The sequence below is a fragment of the Pseudomonas putida S13.1.2 genome (assembly GCF_000498395.2).
GTDB classification, from domain to species: Bacteria; Pseudomonadota; Gammaproteobacteria; order Pseudomonadales; family Pseudomonadaceae; genus Aquipseudomonas; species Aquipseudomonas putida_Q.
In genome coordinates, this window is the sequence record NZ_CP010979.1 from 185,675 (window position 1) to 204,839 (window position 19,165).

The window sequence follows — 19,165 nt, forward strand, 5'->3', positions numbered from 1 at the left end:
TTTTCCCCGGTCAGTGGCTGCTGTGGTCGACGGCGATGCATTCGCCGCTGACATCGTGGTAGTGGCGATTGCGTGGCGCGATCAGCAGGTACAGGACGGCAGCGATGCCGGCACCGATCAGCCAGGAGAACGGCGCCACGGTGTGGAAACTGGGTACCAGGGCCAGGACGATGGCCAGCAGCGCGGCCGGCACGAAGGCCGCCACGGCGCGCAGGTTGATACCTTTGCTGTAGTGGTAGGCGCCGGTCGGGTGCTCGGTGTACAGCTCTGGCACATTGATGCAGCCTTTGCGCAGCAGCCAGTAGTCGGACATGATCACCCCGTACAGCGGGCCGAGCAGGGCGCCCAGGCCGGACAGGAAGTACACGATCACCAGCGGGCTGTTGTACAGGTTCCACGGCAGGATCAGCACCGCCAGGGTGGCGCTGATCAGCCCCGCGCGGCGGAAGTTCAGGTGGCGTGGCGCCAGGTTGCTGAGCACAAAAGCCGGGGCGACGAAGTTGGCCATGATATTCACCGCCACGGTGACGATCAGGAACGCCATGCAGCCCAGCACCAGGAACAGCGTGCTGGGGATGGCGGCGACGATCTGGGTCGGGCTGTCGATGATCTGGCCGTTGATCTGGAACTGCGCGCCGCACAGCACCACGGTGATCACGGCAAACACCAGGATGTTTACCGGCAGGCCCCAGAAGTTGCCGACGCGGATGGTCTTGCGGCACGGCGAGGAACGGGCGAAATCACAGAAATTCAGCACCAGAGTGCCGTAAATGGCCAGCCACAAGGCGCCGCCGGCGAAGATATTGCGCCACATATCAACGCCGGTCAGTGGCTCGCTTACCGACCAGGCGAGACGCGCGTCGGCCTTGAAGTACATGAACACCGCCAGGGCGGCCACGGTCAGCAGGATTACCGGGCCGGCGAAGGCCTCATAGCGGCGTACCATCTCCATGCCGTAGGCCAGGATCACCAGCTGCACCAGCCAGATCGACACGAAGCACACCCAGCCCAGGCTCGACAGGCCAAGGATGCTGTCGTGGTCGTAGGCGGCCAATTGCGGCCACACGGCGGTGAGCAGCACGCGCAGCACCACTGAGGCCAGGTAGGTCTGGATGCCGAACCAGGCAATGGCGATGGCTGCTCGGATCAGTGCCGGTATCTGTGCGCCGTGGATGCCGAAGGCAATGCGGCTGATGACCGGGAACGGCACCCCGGTTTTCTGCCCCATGTAGCCGGACAGGTTCATGAAGAAGTACACCAGCGCCGCGCCGATGGCCAGCGACAGCAAAATCTGCCAGCCACCCAGGCCGAGGGCGAACAAGCCCATGGCGAACGAATAGTTGGCAATATTGTGCACATCGTTTGTCCACAACGCGAAGATGCTGTAGCCACCCCAGCGGCGCCCTTCGGTGCGTGTCGGGGCAAGGTCGCGGTTGTGCAGGCGCGGGCTCAGGGCCAGTTCTGGCGCATTGCCGACGAGGCTGGAAGCGGGGTGGGTGCTGGCGACGGATAGTTCAGGGGCAAGGTCGAGGCTGCTACTCATTCCGGCGGGCTCCTGATGCACATTGACTGCGATGAGCGGGCATGCGCACGGGCTCGCCATCTCGTCGGTGCAGCTTGGCATCACAGGGTTCTGGGCGCGGCGGCCGGCTTTGGACCGGCGTCGCGGGTTCTTGTGTATTTATGTTTTGCTCAAGTTGTATACAAAACACGAACACACAAAAGCGAGTTCCATGCCAAGGGAAAGCAAGTTTTAACAGATGGACATTTCGAACTTATCTTGTTGAAAGATAAGTTAATGAAATAAGTGAGGTATAAATTGACCGAATGAACAGGTTTAAATTTTCTGTCGACTATTTAGTTGATCGAATGGTCAAAATTAGTTGCGGGGAGTGTGTAACGCAATGGGGCGTTTCTGAAGAAAGTGCACACAAAAATGGCACTTATGGTGACATTTATGTGTACAAAAAATAGTCAGGTTTTTCTGCGCTGGCCTCTTCGCGGGTAAACCCGCTCCCACAGGGTTCATCACAAGCCCAAATCTGGTGCAGTACCTGTGGGAGCGGGTTTACCCGCGAAGAGGCCGGAACAGGCGAATTCATTCCATTGGCGGCAACCGCCGCTTCACCGGGCTTTTCTTGATGATGGCGGTGTTGGTCTCGGCCAGCACATTGATGCGGTCCAGCAGGGTGTCCAACTGTTCCATAGAGCGCACATGCAGCCGGGCAATGAAACAGTCCTCGCCGGTGACCTTGTCGCACTCGGTGAACTCGGGGATGGCAATGATCTGCCGCTCTACTTCCTGCAGCTGCCCCGGCAGCGGGCGAATGCGTACGATGGCCTGTAGCTGGTAACCAAAGGCGCGCGGGTCGACCTCCACCGTATACCCGCGCAGCACGCCACGCTCTTCCAGGCGGCGCAGGCGCTCGCTGACGCTGGGCGCGGACAGCCCGCTGACTTGCGCCAGGGCTTTGAGCGAGCGGCGCGAGTCTTCCATCAGTGCATTGATCAATAGCTGGTCGATGGCATCGGTCATGTTCACCTCATCAGGTCATTCGCGTTATTTGCCTTGATAGTAAAGGCAAGGCTGTAAATCTGCCTTGGTAATCCGCTGGAAAGCCTAGCTGCACCTTTTGCATACTGTCGCCATCGTCAACGTGAGGTGTGAGATGGACAGTTCATTGCGCCGTGGCTCGCTGGAAATGGTCTTCGCCATGCTGATTTCCGGGACCATCGGCTGGTTTGTGCTGGTGTCCGGGCAGCCGGTGCTCGAGGTGGTGTTCTGGCGCTGCGTGTTCGGCGCCGTGACCTTGCTGGTGATTTGCGCCGCTTTCGGCTTTTTGCGGCCCGGGGTAATCAGCCGTACGGCGTTCCTGCTGGCGATTGCCAGCGGCGTGGCCATCGTCGGCAACTGGCTGTTGTTGTTCGCCTCGTATTCGCGTGCGTCGATCGCCATCGGGACAGCGGTGTATAACGTGCAGCCGTTCATGCTGGTCGGGCTGGCAGCGCTTTTTCTGGGCGAAAAGATCACACTGGCCAAGCTTACATGGCTTAGCGTGGCGTTCCTCGGCATGTTGGCCATCGTCAGCGCCCATGGTGCGGGGCAGGGTGGTGGTGAGGAATACTTGCTGGGCATTGCCCTGGCACTGGGCGCGGCGTTTTTGTATGCCATTGCGGCGTTGATCATCAAGCGGCTGAGTGGCACGCCACCTCACCTGATTGCGTTGATACAGGTAACCACGGGGGTGCTGTTGCTGGCGCCCTGGGTCAAGCTCGGCGGTTTGCCGGGCGAAATGCCGGCATTGGCCAGCTTGCTGACACTGGGCGTGGTCCACACCGGCCTCATGTATGTGCTGCTGTACAGTGCCATTCAGCGTTTGCCCACGGCGTTGACCGGAGCGCTGTCGTTCATTTACCCGATTGCGGCGATTCTGGTGGACTGGGTGGCGTTCGGGCACCGCTTGGCACCGCTGCAGTGGCTAGGGGTTGGGTTGATTCTGCTGGCAGCGGCGGGGATGCAGCAGGGGTGGTGGTTCCGGCCAGTGCGGGATGCAGTCAAGAACTGAGGTGACCTTGCGGGCCTCTTCGCGGGTAAACCCGCTCCCACAGGATCACCGTAGCCCTGAATACTGTGGGGTCCCTGTGGGAGCGGGTTTACCCGCGAAGAGGCCCGCAAGGTAGAATGCCGCTTTTGCCAGCCTGCGACCCACCATGACTTCCCCGATTCACAGCTTGGAGCAGCACCTGCTCGTCGCCCTCGACCCTGCCCCGCAGGAAACCCGCCGCCTGTTCCACGGCCGTGGCCGTTGCTGGCCGGGCCTGGAGCAGGTCACTGTCGACTGGTTGCAAGGCGTGCTCTCGGTAGCCCTGTTCCGCGAGCTGCCCGAGGGCCAGTTGGCCGAACTGGAAGCCATGCTGCGCAACCTGGCGCAGAGCCCGCAATGGGCCGGCCAGGCCATTCTCATTCAGCACCGCTACCTGCCCGACAGCCCGGGCCAGTGGCTGCTGGGCGAGCCGTGCCAGCAACGTGAGGTGGTCGAGGACGGCCTGTCCTACCTGCTGGACTTGGGCGTGCGGCAGAACAACGGCCTGTTCCTCGACATGCGCTACGGCCGGCGCTGGGTGCGCGAGCAGGCGGCGGGCAAGCGCGTGCTGAACCTGTTCGCCTACACCTGCGGCTTCTCGGTGGCAGCGATTGCCGGGGGTGCCGAGCAGGTGGTGAACCTGGACATGGCCAAATCGGCCCTGTCTCGGGGGCGGGACAACCACCGCCTTAACGGCCACGATGCATCGCGTGTGGCCTACCTGGGGCATGAGCTGTTCAAGTCGTGGGGCAAGGTGCGCAAGTACGGGTCTTACGACCTGATCATCATCGACCCGCCGACCTTCCAGCGTGGCAGCTTCGTGCTGACCCAGGATTACGCGAAGATCCTGCGGCGTTTGCCAGAGTTGCTGAGCGCCGGTGGGACAGTGCTGGCGTGTGTCAACGACCCGGGGATCGGGCCGGAGTTTCTGATCGAGGGGATGGCCGAGCAGGCGCCTTCGTTGGCGTTTGTCGAGCGGCTGGAGAACCCGCCGGAGTTTCCGGATGTGGACCCGGCTGGCGGGCTGAAGGCCTTGGTATTCCGCCAGAATTGATGTTGCCCTCTCCGGCCTCTTCGCGGGTAAACCCGCTCCCACAGGGTTCACCACAGTCCTGAATGTTGTGGAGTTCCTGTGGGAGCGGGTTCACCCGCGAAGAGGCCAGTACAGGCGACATCAAGCCCCCAGAGCCTGCAGCGGCAGCGGGTACACCTGGGCAAAACTGACGTTGTCGGTCTGGTCCACCCGCTTCTTCAGCCGCTCGTTGAACGCCCGGCTCACCGCATACTGCCCGCCGGAAATAGTGCGGAACTGCGCCGTCAGCACAAACCCGTTCAAGTCCATGCGGTCCACCCCGAACACCTGCAGCGGCCCTTGCAGGTTGATGCGCAGCAGCGGGTCTTCGCTGATCGATTTGCCCACTTCATGGATCAGCGCCAGTGACGCATCCACGTCACTGTCGTAGGTGAACTGCACCGAGAAGAACGCATAGGCGAACTGCCGCGACTGGTTGGTAACCGCCTTGATCTGGCCGAACGGCACCGAGTGCACAAAGCCTTTGCCATCGCGCAGGCGCAAGGTACGGATAGTCAGGCTTTCGACAGTACCGGCGTGGCCGGAGTCGAGCACTACCCAGTCGCCGATGGAAATAGTGTCCTCGATCAGGATGAACAGCCCGGTAATCACATCCTGCACCAGTTGCTGCGAGCCAAAGCCGATGGCCAGGCCGATCACCCCGGCACCGGCCAGCAGTGGCGCGACGTTGATGCCCAGGTTGGCCATGGTGGTGATGGTGCAGATGACGATCAGGATGACCTTGATGGCGTTGCGCAACATCGGCAGGATGGTCCGAACCCGGGTACTCGGCTGGCGCGAAGCGCGGCGCCCGACCGCCGGCTTGAGCGCTTCCTGGATGGCAGTATCGAGCACCACCCACAGCAGCCAGGTGACCAGCAGGATCAAGCCGATGCTCGACAGCGAATTGCCGATGGCCTGGCCCAGGCTGTTGCTCAGCGCAAAGCCGATCACCGAGACGCCCCAGATGCGCCCCAGCAGTTCGATGAAGGCCACTGCCATGGCGATGCGCAGCAGCGCGTGGGCCAGGCTGCGCAGCAGTTCCTTGTAAGGCCGTATGCGTTGCCCGGCATCCGTTTCGCGCGGTGCCAGCAGGTGTTGCAACAGGGTGCTGAGAAACACCGTGGACACCAGCAGTACCGTTGTCAGCAAGGCCTTCTGCAGTGCCTTCTGGCTTTCTTCGCCGGCGCCGATCAGGTGAATGGCCGACACCAGGATCATCAGCAGGATCGGCAGATACCACAGCACCGAAAAGATCCGCAGGGTCTCCTGCACGGCGCGATGCTGCACGCGGTCCTTGAAGGCGCGGTTGCGGATCAGGTGCGCGACCGGGCGGCGCAGGCGGATCACCAGGCTGGCGAAGATGAAGGTGGCAATCAGGCCGGTGGCCACGGCGATGCTGGCGGTGAGGTTGCCGCCCAGCTGGCGGGCGATCTGTGGGCTGGTCAGGGCGTCGCTCCAGGCAGCGAGAAAGCCGATCATGAACAGCGGGCGTGGGGCCAGGCGTTTGATCACCGCCACAGCGGCGCGCTTGTGGCCGGCATCGAACAGGGTCACCAGGCAGAGGATGATCGAGGTCGAAAACAGGCCGCTGCTGGTGGCATAGGCCAGGCTCAGGCCCAGTGCGCGTGCCACTGACGGGTCGAGAAAGCGGCTGGCGTACAGTGTCAGCGGCAAGCTGGCCAGGGCCGGCAGGGTATAGGGCAGCAGGTAGCCGAGCAGGCTGCTGGCGCGCTTGCGCTCGCGCAGCCAGGGTGTGCCTGAAGTGCGGTTGGCGGCCCAGCGGCCGAGGCTGGTGAATGCGGCGAAGCTGGCGGCCCAGGTCAGGGTCAGCAGGAGGAAGTTGCCGACCAGCTGCAGCGAGTCGTCGGCCGAGTGCCGGTCAACCAGGCGCTCGACTTCCTTGGTGGCGCGGTCGGTGCGCAGGCGCCAGGCATCGACCAGATGGGCATCAAGGTCGAGCTCCTGGGCGGCGCTGTCCAGGCCGTCGGCCAGGGCGCCAAGAAGGCCGCCTTGCAAGACCGGTGCGGGCTCGGCGGGTTGTTCTTCGGCGGGGGCGGGGTCAGCGGCTAGCAGGTGGGTGCTCAGCAGGCAGCCGAGCAGCAGGGTAGAGAGAAAGCGCAGCACTGGAGTACTCCTTGGGCCGGGGTGAGCGGGGCAGGGTTACTCAAGGAACTGATTGCAGGTTGGTGGAGAAAGTTCGAAGAGGTGTGTCAAAACTACTGGCGCTATCGCCGGCAAGCCAGCTCCCACAGGTACTGCACAATGCCCAAGCCATGTGCCGTACCTGTGGGAGCTGGCTTGCCGGCGATAGGGCCGGAGCTGCCTACATCAGTTACTGACCGGTATAGATCTGGTCAAACACCCCACCATCGTTGAAGTGGGTCTTCTGCACGGTGCGCCAGTCACCAAAGGTTTTCTCCACCGACAGGAAGTCCACTTTCGGGAAGCGGTCGGTGTACTTGGCCAGTACTGCGGCATCACGCGGGCGCAGGTAGTTGTTGGCGGCGATCTCCTGGGCTTCAGGCGACCACAGGTACTTCAGGTATTCCTCGGCCACCGCCTGGGTACCTTTCTTCGCCACGACCTTGTCGACCACGCTGACAGGTGGCTCGGCTTCGGCCGATACGCTTGGGTAGACCACTTCGAACTGGTCGCGGCCGAACTCGCGGGCGATCATCTCGGCTTCGTTCTCGAAGGTAACCAGCACATCACCAATCTGGTTGGTCATGAAGGTGGTGGTGGCGGCACGGCCACCGGTGTCCAGCACCGGCGCCTGTTTGAACAGCTTGCCGACGAAGTCACGGGCCTTGGTTTCATCACCGCCTTGCTTGAGCACATAGCCCCAGGCCGACAGGTAGGTGTAGCGGCCGTTACCCGAAGTCTTCGGGTTGGGCACGATCACCTGCACGCCGTCCTTGAGCAGGTCGGGCCAGTCTTTCAGGGCTTTCGGGTTGCCCTTGCGCACGATGAACACAGTGGCCGAGGTGAACGGCGCGCTGTTGTTCGGCAGGCGGGTCACCCAGTTGTCCGGCACCAGCTTGCCATTGTCGACCAGGGCGTTGATGTCGGTGGCCATGTTCATGGTGATGACATCGGCCGGTAGGCCATCGATCACCGCACGCGCCTGCTTGCTCGAGCCGCCGAAGGACATCTGCACGTTGACCTTCTCTTTGTGCTCGGCTTCCCAGTGCTTCTGGAAGGCCGGGTTGTAGTCCTTGTAGAAGTCGCGCATCACGTCGTAGGAAACGTTCAGCAGGGTGGGGGCGGCCTGGGCGAGGTTGCCCAGTGCCAGGCCTGCGGCGAGCAGCGAGGCGGTGAAGAGTTTTTTCACGTTGCTTCCTTGTTATCGAGGTGTTGGCAATTTGCCTGCGACTATAGCGGGTGGGTTTGTGGCGGTTAAAGAACAAAAATGACTTTGGTTATGCCGTCGCCTGTACCGGCCTCTTCGCGGGTAAACCCGCTCCCACAGGGACCGCGCACTGCTAAGGCCTGTGGTGATCCTGTGGGAGCGGGTTCACCCGCGAAAGGGCCAGCACAGGCAGCATCATTGTTTGGGAAACAACCCATTTCCACAGCGGGAACAGAACGCCGCCCCATGCTCATGCGTCTTTTTGTGACACGTCGGGCAATCATGCTGCAACTGCTCCCCGCGCATGGCATTGGCCAGTTCGGCGGTAAAGATGCCGGTCGGCACGGCAATGATCGAATAACCGGTAATCATCACCAGCGATGACAGCACCTGGCCCAGCGGCGTTTTTGGCACGATGTCACCAAAGCCCACGGTGGTGAGGGTGACGATGGCCCAGTAGATGCCTTTGGGGATGCTGGTAAACCCATGTTCCGGGCCTTCGATCACATACATCAGCGTGCCGAACACCGTTACCAGGGTCGATACGCTGACCAGGAACACGATGATCTTCTGCTTGCTACCGCGCAGCGCCTCCATCAGATAGTTGGCCTGCTTGAGGTACGGGCTGAGCTTGAGCACGCGGAAGATCCGCAGCATGCGGATGACGCGGATGATCAGCAGGTACTGGGCGTCGCTGTAATAGAGGGCGATGATCCCCGGCACGATCGCCAGCAGGTCGACCAGGCCGTAGAAGCTGAAGGCATAGCGCAAGGGCTTGGGCGAGCAGTACAGGCGGGTGATGTATTCGGCCAGGAAGATCGCGGTAAAGCCCCACTCTATGCCAGCCAGCAGGCCGGCGTAGCCTTGGTGCACTTCGTCGATGCTGTCGAGGATGACGGTGACCAGGCTGGCCAGGATGATCAGCAGGAGGATTTTGTCGAAGCGTCTTCCAGCCACCGTGTCGGACTGGAAGACGATGACGAAGAGACGCTCGCGTAAAGATTGCGGGGTGGGCATGTGAAGGGGATTCCTGAGCCTTGATCTGCAAGCGTAGTGGGTCCTTACCAGCGCTTGCAACGCGAAAATTCGGAGTCGACCTGTTAAAAATGACAGTTCCTCATCTGTTAGATCCGATGCAGGATGAGACTCACAAGGCAGCGGCTATGGAGTTGAAATGGAAAACGTACTTGTATCGGCTCGAGGGGGGCAGGGAGATTAGCTTATTCGGTATATGGCTATCTGGGAGGCAGTGAGCGTGGCGCTCGACTGGCCTATAACGGCCAGTTTTTAGACAGTGTAGTGCGTGGGTACTTTCTGGGGAATGGGCATCGAGTTTATAGTCCCATCTTAATGCGCTTCCATAGCCCGGATTCGTTGAGTCCATTCGGGCGTGGTGGGATTAACACCTATGCGTATTGTCAAGGTGATCCTGTCAATTTCAGCGATCCCGACGGTCGGAATCGGTTTTCAAAGTACTGGTCAGTGTTTAAGCCAGTCTTTAAGTCGATAGATAATAAGCAGTATCGTGTTGAGGGTTTTTCTTACGATCCTGTCGCGCCTTTAGGTGAGCGGATCAAGCCTTTTAGGGCCAAGTCTATTGGTGACAAGGTGTGGGAGCGCCATCACGAAGGTGTAAGTTTGAGTGGTCAGTTCTATGTGAGCGAAGACCGAACTCTATTTGTCCGGGATTTGCTTGTCCCTGCTGAAGGCATAGGAATGATGCCGTTGGAGCCTTTCGCCGACCGCTTCCGCGAAGAGGGGTTCACTTTAATGAATGTTAACCCTACTCATGCGGAAGTCTTCGAGGGTGGTCGAATTGGGCATGACTCCAACACGATTGTAGTTAATGGTTCAAAGATGACTGATTATTCAAAGCGGGATTTGACCATGCCTGGGCTGAACGCGGCGATCCGCAAGGGGCGTCCGGAGCCCGAAAAAAATTAAATAAATCAGAGATGTTCCATCTAACTTCGCAGCCCTTTGGTGTTCGAGCGTTCGCCAACCTGCTCTAAGTGGCCGCCCAAGTGCATCAGCCAGCAGGCGGCGACGAAGGGCGCGGTCAGGCCAGGCACGGGCAGCAGCTTGAACAGCGGTTGCAGCAACAGGGCCAAGGCAATTGCGAGCAGCGTCACCCAGGGTTTTTCACGTTGCCGGCTAAAGGCTAATGCAGCCAGTGCGGCATTGAAGCCATACAGGCCCAGCCATGCTGCCTGCGCTTGGTCGGCAATCAACGCCACGCCCCCACCGATGGCCGAGCCGATCACCGCCCACATTGCCGCGTAGGGGTTGGCGATGAACATGCCGACGATGATCAGCAACCCGGCCAAGGGCTGGTCGAGCAGGAAGATCTGGCCTACGCCACGCGCCAGGGCATACAGCGGGTCGGCTTCGACGAAGCCGCTGGGCGAGGGGCTGGCGAATAGCAGCACGGCCCAGCCCAGCAGCACAAACGGCGCGGTGTAGGCAATCAGCAGCTTGCCGCCGCGCTTGCGCCACTGGTGGGTGATGATGCTGGACAGCCCGCCGGCAGCGATGATCAGTGGCGGCAGAATGGCCGACCACGGTAGCACGGCGCTGATCAGCAGGCCGATGAGTACGCCGTTGTAGCTGTAAAGCCCGGCCTGACGGTCGGCGCGGTCGTAACCGCGGGCCTGGGCGGTGAGCAGGCCGGCCAAGGCGCCGAGCAGGGCGCCGCCGACCAGGTTGGGCGCGGTCAGCAGAATGGCCAGCAGGCAGCACAGGCCGCACAGGGGGTTGCGCAGCAGCAGCACCTGGCTGAAACCGTTGAGTAACGCCGTGGCCCAGTCCGGGCACGGGTTGACGAAATTTTTGGTGTACATGGGGCAGTCAGTGAGGTTGATGGGGGAGCGGTGGGCCTCTTTGGGCCTCGGTTTTCCGCAGTTCAGGTAGATCGGTGTACGGGGAGGGCTGCGCCCTCCGATCGCGACGCAAGGCCGCTCCTACAAATGGAACGCGTGAGCTTGAAGGTTTCGCGGTTCCTGTAGGAGCGGCCTTGTGTCGCGATAGGGGCGCAAAGCGCCCCTGGCAATCTCAGATCAAAGTCTCGATCCGCAGCGTGTTAGTCGACCCTGGCTTGCCGAAAGGCACACCGGCGGTGATCAGCAGTGTGTCGCCACGGCTGGCCATGCCTTGCGCCTGGGCAATCTCCAAGGCGGTGGAAACCACCTCGTCCACCTGGCGCAGGCGGTCGTTGACCACCGAATGCACGCCCCAGGCCACGCTCAGGCGGCGCGCGGTGTTCAGGTTCGGTGTCAGGTTGAGGATCGGTGCCCGTGGCCGCTCGCGTGCAGCGCGCAGCGTCGAGGCGCCCGACTCGCTGTAGTTGACCAGCACCGCCACCGGCAGGATGCCGCTGATGCGGCGGATGGCGCAGCTGATGGCGTCCGACACGGTGGCCTCGGCCTTCGGCCGGCCAACGTCGAGCTGGGCCTGGTAGTCCGGGCCGTTTTCCACCTGGCGGATGATCTTGCTCATCATCTGCACGGCTTCCAGCGGGTAGTCACCCGAGGCAGTCTCGGCCGACAACATGACCGCATCGGCACCTTCGGCCACGGCGTTGGCAACGTCAGTGACTTCGGCACGGGTCGGCGCCGGCGAGAAGCGCATGGACTCGAGCATCTGCGTGGCCACCACCACCGGTTTGCCCAGCTGGCGGCAGGTGTTGATGATGCGCTTCTGGATTTGCGGCACGCTTTCGGCCGGCACTTCCACGCCCAGGTCACCGCGGGCAACCATGATCGCGTCTGCCAGTTCGGCGATGGCTTGCAGTTGTTCGACCGCCGAGGGTTTCTCGATCTTGGCCATCAGGTAGGCACGGTCGCCAATCAGCTGGCGCGCTTCGACGATGTCCTCAGGGCGCTGTACAAACGACAGGGCCACCCAGTCCACGCCCAGTTCCAGGCCAAAGGCCAGGTCGCGGCGGTCTTTTTCGGTGAGCGGGGAGAGGTCGAGTACTGCTTGCGGTACGTTGACACCCTTGCGGTCGGACAGCTCGCCACCGTTCAGCACTTCAGTGTCGATAGCGTCGTTGTGCTTGGCGGTGACGCGCAGGCGCAGCTTGCCATCGTCCAGCAGCAGGTCCATGCCGGGCTCGAGGGCTGCGATGATTTCAGGGTGTGGCAGGTTGACCCGGCGGCTGTCGCCCGGGGTCTTGTCCAGGTCCAGGCGCAGCGCCTGGCCGCGTTGCAGCTGCACCTTGCCTTCGGCAAAGCGGCCCACGCGCAGCTTTGGCCCTTGCAGGTCCATGAGGATGCCCAGCGGGTAGTTCAGTTGCTGCTCCACTTCGCGGATCCACTGGTAGCGCAAGGCGTGGTCAGCGTGTTCGCCGTGGCTGAAGTTGAGGCGGAAGATGTTCACGCCGGCTTCGACCAGTTGGCGGATGTCGTCGATGCCGTTGATCGCAGGGCCGAGGGTGGCGAGGATCTTTACTTTTTTATCAGGCGTCATGGTTGGGCAGTCTCGAGGATCAGGATGGCGCGGAAGTCGTTGACGTTGGTGCGGGTCGGCTCGGTGACGATCAGCGCATCCAGCGCGGCGAAATAGCCATAGCCGTTGTTGTTGTCCAGCTCGTCGCTGGCCGACAGGCCCAGGGCCTCGGCGCGGGCGTAACTGCCCGGGGTCATGAAGGCACCGGCGTTTTCTTCCGAACCGTCGATGCCGTCGGTGTCGCCGGCCAGCGCGTATACGCCCGGCAGGCCTTTCAGGCTTTCAGTGAGGCTGAGCAGGAACTCGGCATTGCGCCCGCCACGGCCATTGCCGCGTACGGTCACGGTGGTTTCGCCGCCGGACAGGATCACGCAGGGTGCCTTCAGTGGCTGGCCATGCTGGACAATCTGCCGGGTGATACCGGCGTGCACCTTGGCCACTTCGCGCGACTCGCCTTCCAGGTCGCCGAGAATCAGCGGGCTGAAACCCGCCTGTCGGGCTTTGACCGCAGCGGCTTCGAGCGACTGCTGGGGCTTGGCAATCAGCTGGAAATGGCTGCGGGCCAGGGCCGGGTCATCGGCCTTGACGGTTTCCGAAGCTGGGTTGTTCAGCCAGTCGATGACTGCTTTGGGGGCTTCGATGTTGTAGCGTTTCAGAATGGCCAGGGCGTCAGCCGACGTGCTCGGGTCGGCCACGGTGGGGCCGGAAGCGATCACGGTGGCGAGGTCGCCCGGCACATCGGAAATGGCATAGGTGTAGACCGTGGCTGGCCAGCAGGCCTTGGCCAGGCGGCCGCCCTTGATCGCCGAGAGGTGCTTGCGCACGCAGTTCATCTCGCCGATGGTGGCGCCGGATTTGAGCAATGCCTTGTTGATCTGCTGCTTGTCGGCCAGGGTCAGGCCTTCGGCCGGCAACGCCAGCAGGGCGGAGCCACCGCCAGACAGCAGGAAGATGACGCGGTCGTCTTCATTGAGGTTGCTCACCAGTTCCAGTACGCGCTTGGCCACGGCCAGGCCGGCGGCATCCGGTACCGGGTGGGCGGCTTCGACCACTTCGATCTTCTGGCAGTTGGCGCCGTGGCCGTAACGGGTCACGACCAGGCCGGAAACTTCGCCCTGCCAGCTTTTTTCGACCACTTCGGCCATGGCGGCTGCGGCCTTGCCGGCGCCGATGACGATGACCCGGCCGCTACGGTCGGCGGGCAGGTAGGGTTCGAGGACTTGGCGGGGGTGGGCGGCAGCGATGGCTGTGTCGAACAGCTCGCGGAGAATTTTTTGCGGATCGACCGACATGGCAGGCTCCCAATTATTGTTGTTCTGCAGAATCAAAAACGCCCCTGGAACTGCCTCCGTGCAGGCCGAACCAGGGGCGGGTGTTGCTCGGTGCTACCGCTGAACCTGTGGTCGCAGGTTCAGCGGTGTCTGATCTGGAATCCTGGGGGCGCTTTGCGCCCCTTTCGCGACACAAGGCCGCTCCTACAGGGGATCGCGTACCGCTTGTAGGAGCGGCCTTGTGTCGCGATCGGGCTGCGCAGCAGCCCCCGAATTCAGATTACTTGTCGCCGCGGATCGAGAAGTTGGCCATGTGCTCCAGGCCTTTGATCAGCGCCGAGTGGTCCCAGTTGCCGCCACCCAGGGCCTGGCAGGTGTTGAACACTTGCTGGGCATTGGAAGTGTTGGGCAGGTTGATGCCCAGTTCCTTGGCGCCTTGCAGGGCCAGGTTCAGGTCTTTCTGGTGCAGGTTGATGCGGAAACCTGGGTCGAAGGTGCCCTTGATCATGCGCTCGGCGTGCACTTCGAGGATTTTCGACGAAGCAAAGCCGCCCATCAGTGCTTCACGCACCTTGGCCGGGTCGGCGCCGTTCTTGGCGGCGAACAGCAGCGCTTCGCTGACGGCCTGGATGTTCAGGGCGACGATGATCTGGTTGGCGACCTTGGCGGTCTGGCCGTCACCGTTGCCACCCACGCGGGTGATGTTCTTGCCCATGGCTTCGAACAGCGGCAGGGTGCGCTCGAAGGCTTTCGGGCAGCCACCGACCATGATGCTGAGGGTCGCGGCCTTGGCACCGACCTCACCACCGGACACCGGGGCGTCCAGGTAGGCTGCGCCGGTTGCCTTGATTTTTTCGGCGAAGGCTTTAGTGGCGGTAGGCGAAATCGAACTCATGTCGATCACGACCTTGTTCGGGCCTACGCCTTCGGCCACGCCGTTTTCACCGAACAGTACGGCTTCTACCTGCGGGGTGTCCGGCACCATGACGATGATGAATTCGGCTTCCTGGGCAACCTCTTTCGGGTTGGCCAGGGCCACTGCACCGGCGGCGATCAGGTCGGCTGGCGCGGCGTCGTGGTGGGTGGAAACGAACAGGCTGTGACCTGCTTTTTGCAGGTTTTGGGCCATGGGCTTGCCCATGATGCCGGTGCCGATGAAACCGATTTTAGCCATGAGAGATTACCTCGTTGTATTTGTTGAATCTCGATGGAGCAGGCGACGCAGACCCTTGTAGGAGCGGCCTTGTGTCGCGAAAGGGGTGCGCAGCGCCCCCAGAATTTCAGCCACAGCAGAGATTGCCGGAGCTGCTGCGCAGCCCATCGCGACGCAAGGCCGCTCCTACAAAGTGCGTGTGCATCCTTAAATAGCGTTGTGGGTTTTCAACCAGCCCAGGCCCGCTTCGGTAGTGGTCTTGGGCTTGTACTCCGCGCCCACCCAGCCCTGGTAGCCAATGCGGTCCAGGTGCTCGAACAGGAAGCGGTAGTTGATCTCGCCAGTACCAGGCTCGTGACGGCCGGGGTTGTCGGCCAGCTGGATGTGGTTGATCAGCTGCAGGTTGGTTTCCATGGTGCGAGCCAGGTCACCTTCCATGATCTGCATGTGGTAGATGTCGTACTGCAGGAACAGGTTGTCACTGCCCACTTCGGCCTGGATTTCCAGGGCCTGCTGGGTGGTGTTCAGGTAAAAGCCCGGGATGTCGCGGGTGTTGATCATTTCCATGACCAGGCGAATACCGGCGGCCTTGAGCTTGTCAGCGGCGTAGCGCAGGTTTTCGACGAAGGTCTTGCGCACGGTGGCGCAGTCCGGGCCTTGTGGGCGAATGCCGGCCAGGGCGTTGACCTGGGTGTTGCCCAGCACCTTGGCGTATTCGATGGCCTTGTCGACACCGGCACGGAATTCTTCGATGCGGTCTGGGTGGCAGGTGATACCGCGCTCACCTTTGGCCCAGTCGCCGGCAGGCAGGTTGAACAGCACCTGGGTCAGGCCGTTGGCTTCCAGCTGCTGCTTGATGTCGGCAGCGCTGAAGTCGTACGGGAACAGGTATTCGACGCCGCTGAAACCAGCGTCGGCGGCAGCCTTGAAGCGGGCCAGGAAGTCCTGTTCGGTGAACAGCATGGACAGGTTGGCAGCGAAGCGAGGCATGAGTTGTCTCCTTGCGATGTAGGCCCCCAGGGCGTGCCTGGGGGCGTCAGGCGATCAGTCCAGCATCGAGATGGCGGTTGGCGCGTCGTTGCCGACCAGCGCCAGGTCTTCGAACTCGTTGACCGCGTTGATCTCGGTGCCCATGGAAATGTTGGTCACACGCTCGAGAATCACTTCGACCACGACCGGCACGCGGAACTCTTCGGCCATCTTCTGTGCCTTGAGCAGGGCAGGGGCGATCTCGGCCGGTTCGAACACGCGAATGGCTTTGCAGCCCAGGCCTTCGACCACTGCAACGTGGTCGACACCGTAGGTGGCGGCGTCGGTCGAGTTGATGTTCTCGAACGCCAGTTGTACACAGTAATCCATGTCGAAGCCACGCTGCGCCTGACGGATCAGGCCCAGGTAGGCGTTGTTCACCAGCACGTGCACGTACGGCAGGTTGAACTGTGCGCCTACTGCCAGTTCTTCGATCATGAACTGGAAGTCGTAGTCACCCGACAGCGCGACAACCTTGCGTTTCGGGTCTGCTTTGACAACACCCAGTGCGGCAGGGATGGTCCAGCCCAGCGGGCCGGCCTGGCCACAGTTGATCCAGTGGCGTGGCTTGTACACGTGCAGGAACTGCGCGCCGGCAATCTGCGACAGGCCGATGGTGCTGACGTAGGTGGTGTCCTTGCCGAATACCTGGTTCATCTCTTCGTACACGCGCTGCGGCTTGACCGGCACGTTGTCGAAGTGGGTCTTGCGCTGCAGGGTGGCCTTGCGCTCCTGGCAGTCTTGCAGCCAGGCGGCACGGTCTTTCAGCTTGCCAGCGGCTTTCCACTCGCGGGCCACTTCCAGGAACACGTCCAGCGCCTTGCCTGCGTCGGACACGATACCCAGGTCCGGGGTGAATACGCGGCCGATCTGGGTCGGTTCGATGTCGACGTGCACGAACTTGCGGCCTTCGGTGTAGACGTCGACAGAGCCGGTGTGGCGGTTGGCCCAGCGGTTACCGATACCGAACACCAGGTCGGATTTCAGCAGGGTGGCGTTGCCGTAGCGGTGCGAGGTCTGCAGGCCGACCATGCCGACCATTTGGGCGTGATCGTCCGGGATAGTGCCCCAGCCCATCAGGGTCGGGATTACCGGTACGCCGGTCAGTTCGGCGAACTCGACCAGCTTGTCGCTGGCATCGGCGTTGATGATGCCGCCACCGGCTACCAGCAGCGGGCGCTCGGCGTCGTTGAGCAAGGTCAGGGCTTTTTCAGCCTGTACGCGAGTGGCGGACGGCTTGTTGACGGCCAGCGGTTCGTAGGCGTCGATGTCGAATTCGATTTCGGCCATCTGCACGTCGAACGGCAGGTCGATCAGTACCGGGCCTGGGCGGCCGGTGCGCATTTCATAGAAGGCCTTCTGGAAGGCATAAGGCACCTGGCCTGGCTCCAGAACGGTGGTTGCCCACTTGGTCACCGGCTTGACGATGCTGGTGATGTCGACGGCCTGGAAGTCTTCTTTGTGCAGGCGTGCACGCGGGGCCTGGCCGGTGATGCAGAGGATCGGGATGGAGTCGGCCGAGGCGCTGTACAGGCCGGTGACCATGTCGGTGCCGGCTGGGCCGGAAGTACCGATGCACACGCCGATGTTACCCGGGTTGGCACGGGTGTAGCCCTCGGCCATGTGCGAGGCACCTTCGACGTGGCGAGCGAGGACGTGATCGATGCCACCGACTTTCTTCAGGGCCGAGTACAACGGGTTGATGGCAGCCCCTGGGATGCCGAACGCGGTATCTACACCTTCACGGCGCATGACCAGAACGGCCGCATCGATTGCTCTCATTTTGCTCATGGGTTGTGCCTCATCGATTTTGTAATTGTATACAACTTGCTTTGCGACAGAGTGTATTCACGGCTGGCGGCTCAGGTCAATGGGTTTTCATCGGGTAGGCCAGGTTTCGTCAAAGCGGCCGTGAAAACGGCTATTTGCGCCATCGCATACGATCGTTTCAAAATATTGTATACAAAAGTGCCTTTCGTTGTGTTCTATTTGCCCTATCGGTTTTCAACTGCCCTCAGGGCTTCTCACAACAAGAAGAGGACCTTTCCATGAACGTCTTGAACCTGAAAGTCGCTGTCAGCCTGGTAAATGCCGCACTGGCAGCGGGCCGCAAGATCAATGCCGCGCCACTGACCGTGGCGGTGCTGGATGCCGGTGGCCACCTGCTGGCGCTGCAGCGTGAGGACGGCGCAAGCCTGATCCGGCCTGAGGTGGCCACTGGCAAAGCCTGGGGTGCAATTGCCCTGGGCAAGGGGTCGCGCCTGCTGGCGCTGGATGCACAGCAGCGGCCGGCGTTTTTTGCCGCGTTGAACGGGATGGGGGAGCGGCCGGTGGTGCCGGCACCGGGTGGTGTGCTGATTCGTGATCAGGACGGCAAGGTGTTGGGTGCGGTAGGGATCAGCGGCGATACGTCGGATATCGACGAGCAGTGTGCGATCAGTGCGATCGAGGAGGTGGGGTTGAAGGCGGATGCGGGTGTAGCAGCTTAAACCGCTATGGCCTGATCTGGCCACATCGCCGGCAAGCCAGCTCCCACAGGTACACCACAGTGATCAGGAACTGTGGAAGCCCTGTGGGAGCTGGCTTGCCGGCGATTGGGCTGCGAAGCAGCCCCGCTGGCCCTGTCAGGCAGCTTCAGGCTCACAGCCTTTCAACACCATGCGAATGATGGTCTCGGCCGCCGCGTCATAATCGCTGTCGGCCAACTTGGCCTTGCCGGTCACCGCAGAAATCTGCCAGTCGAAGTCGGCATAGGTCTGGGTCGCCGCCCAGATACTGAACATCAGGTGATGCGCGTCCACATGGGCAATCTGCCCGCGGTCGATCCAGCGCTGGATGCACTCGATGTTGTGCCGGGCCTGCTCGTTCAGCTGCTCCACCTGGTTGGGCGACAGGTGCGGGGCGCCGTGCATGATCTCGCTGGCAAACACCTTGGAGGCATGTGGCAGGTCGCGCGAAATGCGGATCTTCGAACGAATGTACGCACTCAGCACTTCCTTCGGGTCGCCGTCGGCGTTGAACGGCGTCGACGCCTGCATGATTGGCGCGATGATGCTTTCCAGGACTTCGCGGTAGAGGTTGTCCTTGGACTTGAAGTAGTAATACACGTTCGGCTTGGGCAGGCCGGCCTTGGCCGCGATATCGCTGGTCTTGGTGGCGGCGAAGCCCTTGTCGGCGAATTCCTCGCTGGCCGCGCGCAGGATCAATTCCTTGTTGCGCTCGCGAATGGTGCTCATGGTCAGGGATCTTCCTCGTGTC

Annotated in this window: 15 protein-coding genes and 1 pseudogene; 4 read left to right on the forward strand and 12 right to left on the reverse strand. The window is 61.8% G+C overall.

The features are described from left to right. Nucleotides 1-10: 10 nt before the first annotated feature. Both N805_RS00885 and N805_RS00890 read right to left on the reverse strand, forming a co-directional pair. Complete coding sequence (locus N805_RS00885) at nucleotides 11-1,543, reverse strand: NCS1 family nucleobase:cation symporter-1 (RefSeq protein WP_019473364.1); 1,533 nt, start codon at nucleotides 1,541-1,543, stop codon at nucleotides 11-13. Nucleotides 1,544-2,098: 555 nt separating this feature from the next. Beyond that, entirely contained in the window at nucleotides 2,099-2,536 is a 438-nt protein-coding gene (locus N805_RS00890; RefSeq protein WP_019473363.1) for an Lrp/AsnC family transcriptional regulator, read from the reverse strand. A 133-nt stretch (nucleotides 2,537-2,669) separates the two neighbouring features. On the opposite strand from N805_RS00890, the gene N805_RS00895 reads away from it, so the two are divergent. Together N805_RS00895 and N805_RS00900 are read left to right on the forward strand one after the other, a co-directional pair. Beyond that, entirely contained in the window at nucleotides 2,670-3,566 is an 897-nt protein-coding gene (locus tag N805_RS00895; protein ID WP_019473362.1) for a DMT family transporter, read from the forward strand. A gap of 145 nt (nucleotides 3,567-3,711) precedes the next feature. Then, nucleotides 3,712-4,638 carry a class I SAM-dependent methyltransferase gene (locus tag N805_RS00900; protein ID WP_019471466.1) on the forward strand — a complete coding sequence of 309 codons (927 nt, stop codon included), beginning with the start codon at nucleotides 3,712-3,714 and terminating at the stop codon, nucleotides 4,636-4,638. Nucleotides 4,639-4,758: 120 nt separating this feature from the next. Here the strand turns inward: N805_RS00900 and N805_RS00905 are convergent, their stop codons facing one another. The 3 genes from N805_RS00905 to N805_RS00915 all read right to left on the reverse strand — a co-directional run bounded on the left by N805_RS00905 (nucleotide 4,759) and on the right by N805_RS00915 (nucleotide 9,025). Further along, nucleotides 4,759-6,783 carry a mechanosensitive ion channel family protein gene (locus N805_RS00905; protein WP_019471467.1) on the reverse strand — a complete coding sequence of 675 codons (2,025 nt, stop codon included), beginning with the start codon at nucleotides 6,781-6,783 and terminating at the stop codon, nucleotides 4,759-4,761. 208 nt (nucleotides 6,784-6,991) lie between these two features. After that, nucleotides 6,992-7,990, reverse strand: a complete 999-nt coding sequence (locus N805_RS00910; RefSeq protein WP_019471468.1) for a sulfate ABC transporter substrate-binding protein — start codon at nucleotides 7,988-7,990, stop codon at nucleotides 6,992-6,994. 213 nt (nucleotides 7,991-8,203) lie between these two features. Beyond that, nucleotides 8,204-9,025: an ion transporter gene (locus N805_RS00915; protein WP_019471469.1), complete on the reverse strand. Its 822-nt coding sequence runs from the start codon at nucleotides 9,023-9,025 to the stop codon at nucleotides 8,204-8,206. 174 nt (nucleotides 9,026-9,199) lie between these two features. On the opposite strand from N805_RS00915, the pseudogene N805_RS31195 reads away from it, so the two are divergent. Next, nucleotides 9,200-9,463 (forward strand): annotated as a pseudogene (locus tag N805_RS31195) (RHS repeat-associated core domain-containing protein); the annotation flags it as partial. Nucleotides 9,464-9,972: 509 nt separating this feature from the next. On the opposite strand, the gene N805_RS00925 reads toward N805_RS31195, so the two are convergent. From N805_RS00925 to gcl, 6 genes are all read right to left on the reverse strand, one after another. Continuing rightward, nucleotides 9,973-10,848, reverse strand: a complete 876-nt coding sequence (locus tag N805_RS00925; RefSeq protein WP_019471472.1) for an urea transporter — start codon at nucleotides 10,846-10,848, stop codon at nucleotides 9,973-9,975. A gap of 211 nt (nucleotides 10,849-11,059) precedes the next feature. Beyond that, complete coding sequence (gene pyk, locus N805_RS00930) at nucleotides 11,060-12,475, reverse strand: pyruvate kinase (protein WP_016498601.1); 1,416 nt, start codon at nucleotides 12,473-12,475, stop codon at nucleotides 11,060-11,062. Next, nucleotides 12,472-13,746, reverse strand: coding sequence for a glycerate kinase type-2 family protein (locus N805_RS00935; protein WP_026034456.1), 1,275 nt, complete (start codon nucleotides 13,744-13,746; stop codon nucleotides 12,472-12,474). The genes pyk and N805_RS00935 overlap by 4 nt, the downstream gene beginning before the upstream one ends. Nucleotides 13,747-14,005: 259 nt before the next feature. Beyond that, nucleotides 14,006-14,899, reverse strand: a complete 894-nt coding sequence (locus N805_RS00940) for a 2-hydroxy-3-oxopropionate reductase (RefSeq protein WP_019471474.1) — start codon at nucleotides 14,897-14,899, stop codon at nucleotides 14,006-14,008. 186 nt (nucleotides 14,900-15,085) lie between these two features. Further along, the gene (hyi, locus tag N805_RS00945) at nucleotides 15,086-15,868 is read right to left on the reverse strand and encodes a hydroxypyruvate isomerase (protein ID WP_019471475.1); all 783 of its coding nucleotides are present in this window, start codon (nucleotides 15,866-15,868) and stop codon (nucleotides 15,086-15,088) included. 54 nt (nucleotides 15,869-15,922) lie between these two features. Continuing rightward, nucleotides 15,923-17,698, reverse strand: a complete 1,776-nt coding sequence (gcl, locus tag N805_RS00950) for a glyoxylate carboligase (RefSeq protein ID WP_019471476.1) — start codon at nucleotides 17,696-17,698, stop codon at nucleotides 15,923-15,925. A 257-nt stretch (nucleotides 17,699-17,955) separates the two neighbouring features. Here gcl and N805_RS00955 point away from each other — a divergent pair, with 257 nt between their 5' ends. Beyond that, entirely contained in the window at nucleotides 17,956-18,396 is a 441-nt protein-coding gene (locus tag N805_RS00955) for a GlcG/HbpS family heme-binding protein (protein ID WP_016498606.1), read from the forward strand. Between the two features lie 135 nt (nucleotides 18,397-18,531). Here N805_RS00955 and N805_RS00960 read toward each other — a convergent pair whose 3' ends face one another. After that, nucleotides 18,532-19,143 (reverse strand): TetR/AcrR family transcriptional regulator, encoded by a 612-nt coding sequence (locus tag N805_RS00960; RefSeq protein ID WP_010955036.1) that lies wholly within the window; start codon nucleotides 19,141-19,143, stop codon nucleotides 18,532-18,534. Nucleotides 19,144-19,165: the final 22 nt, after the last annotated feature.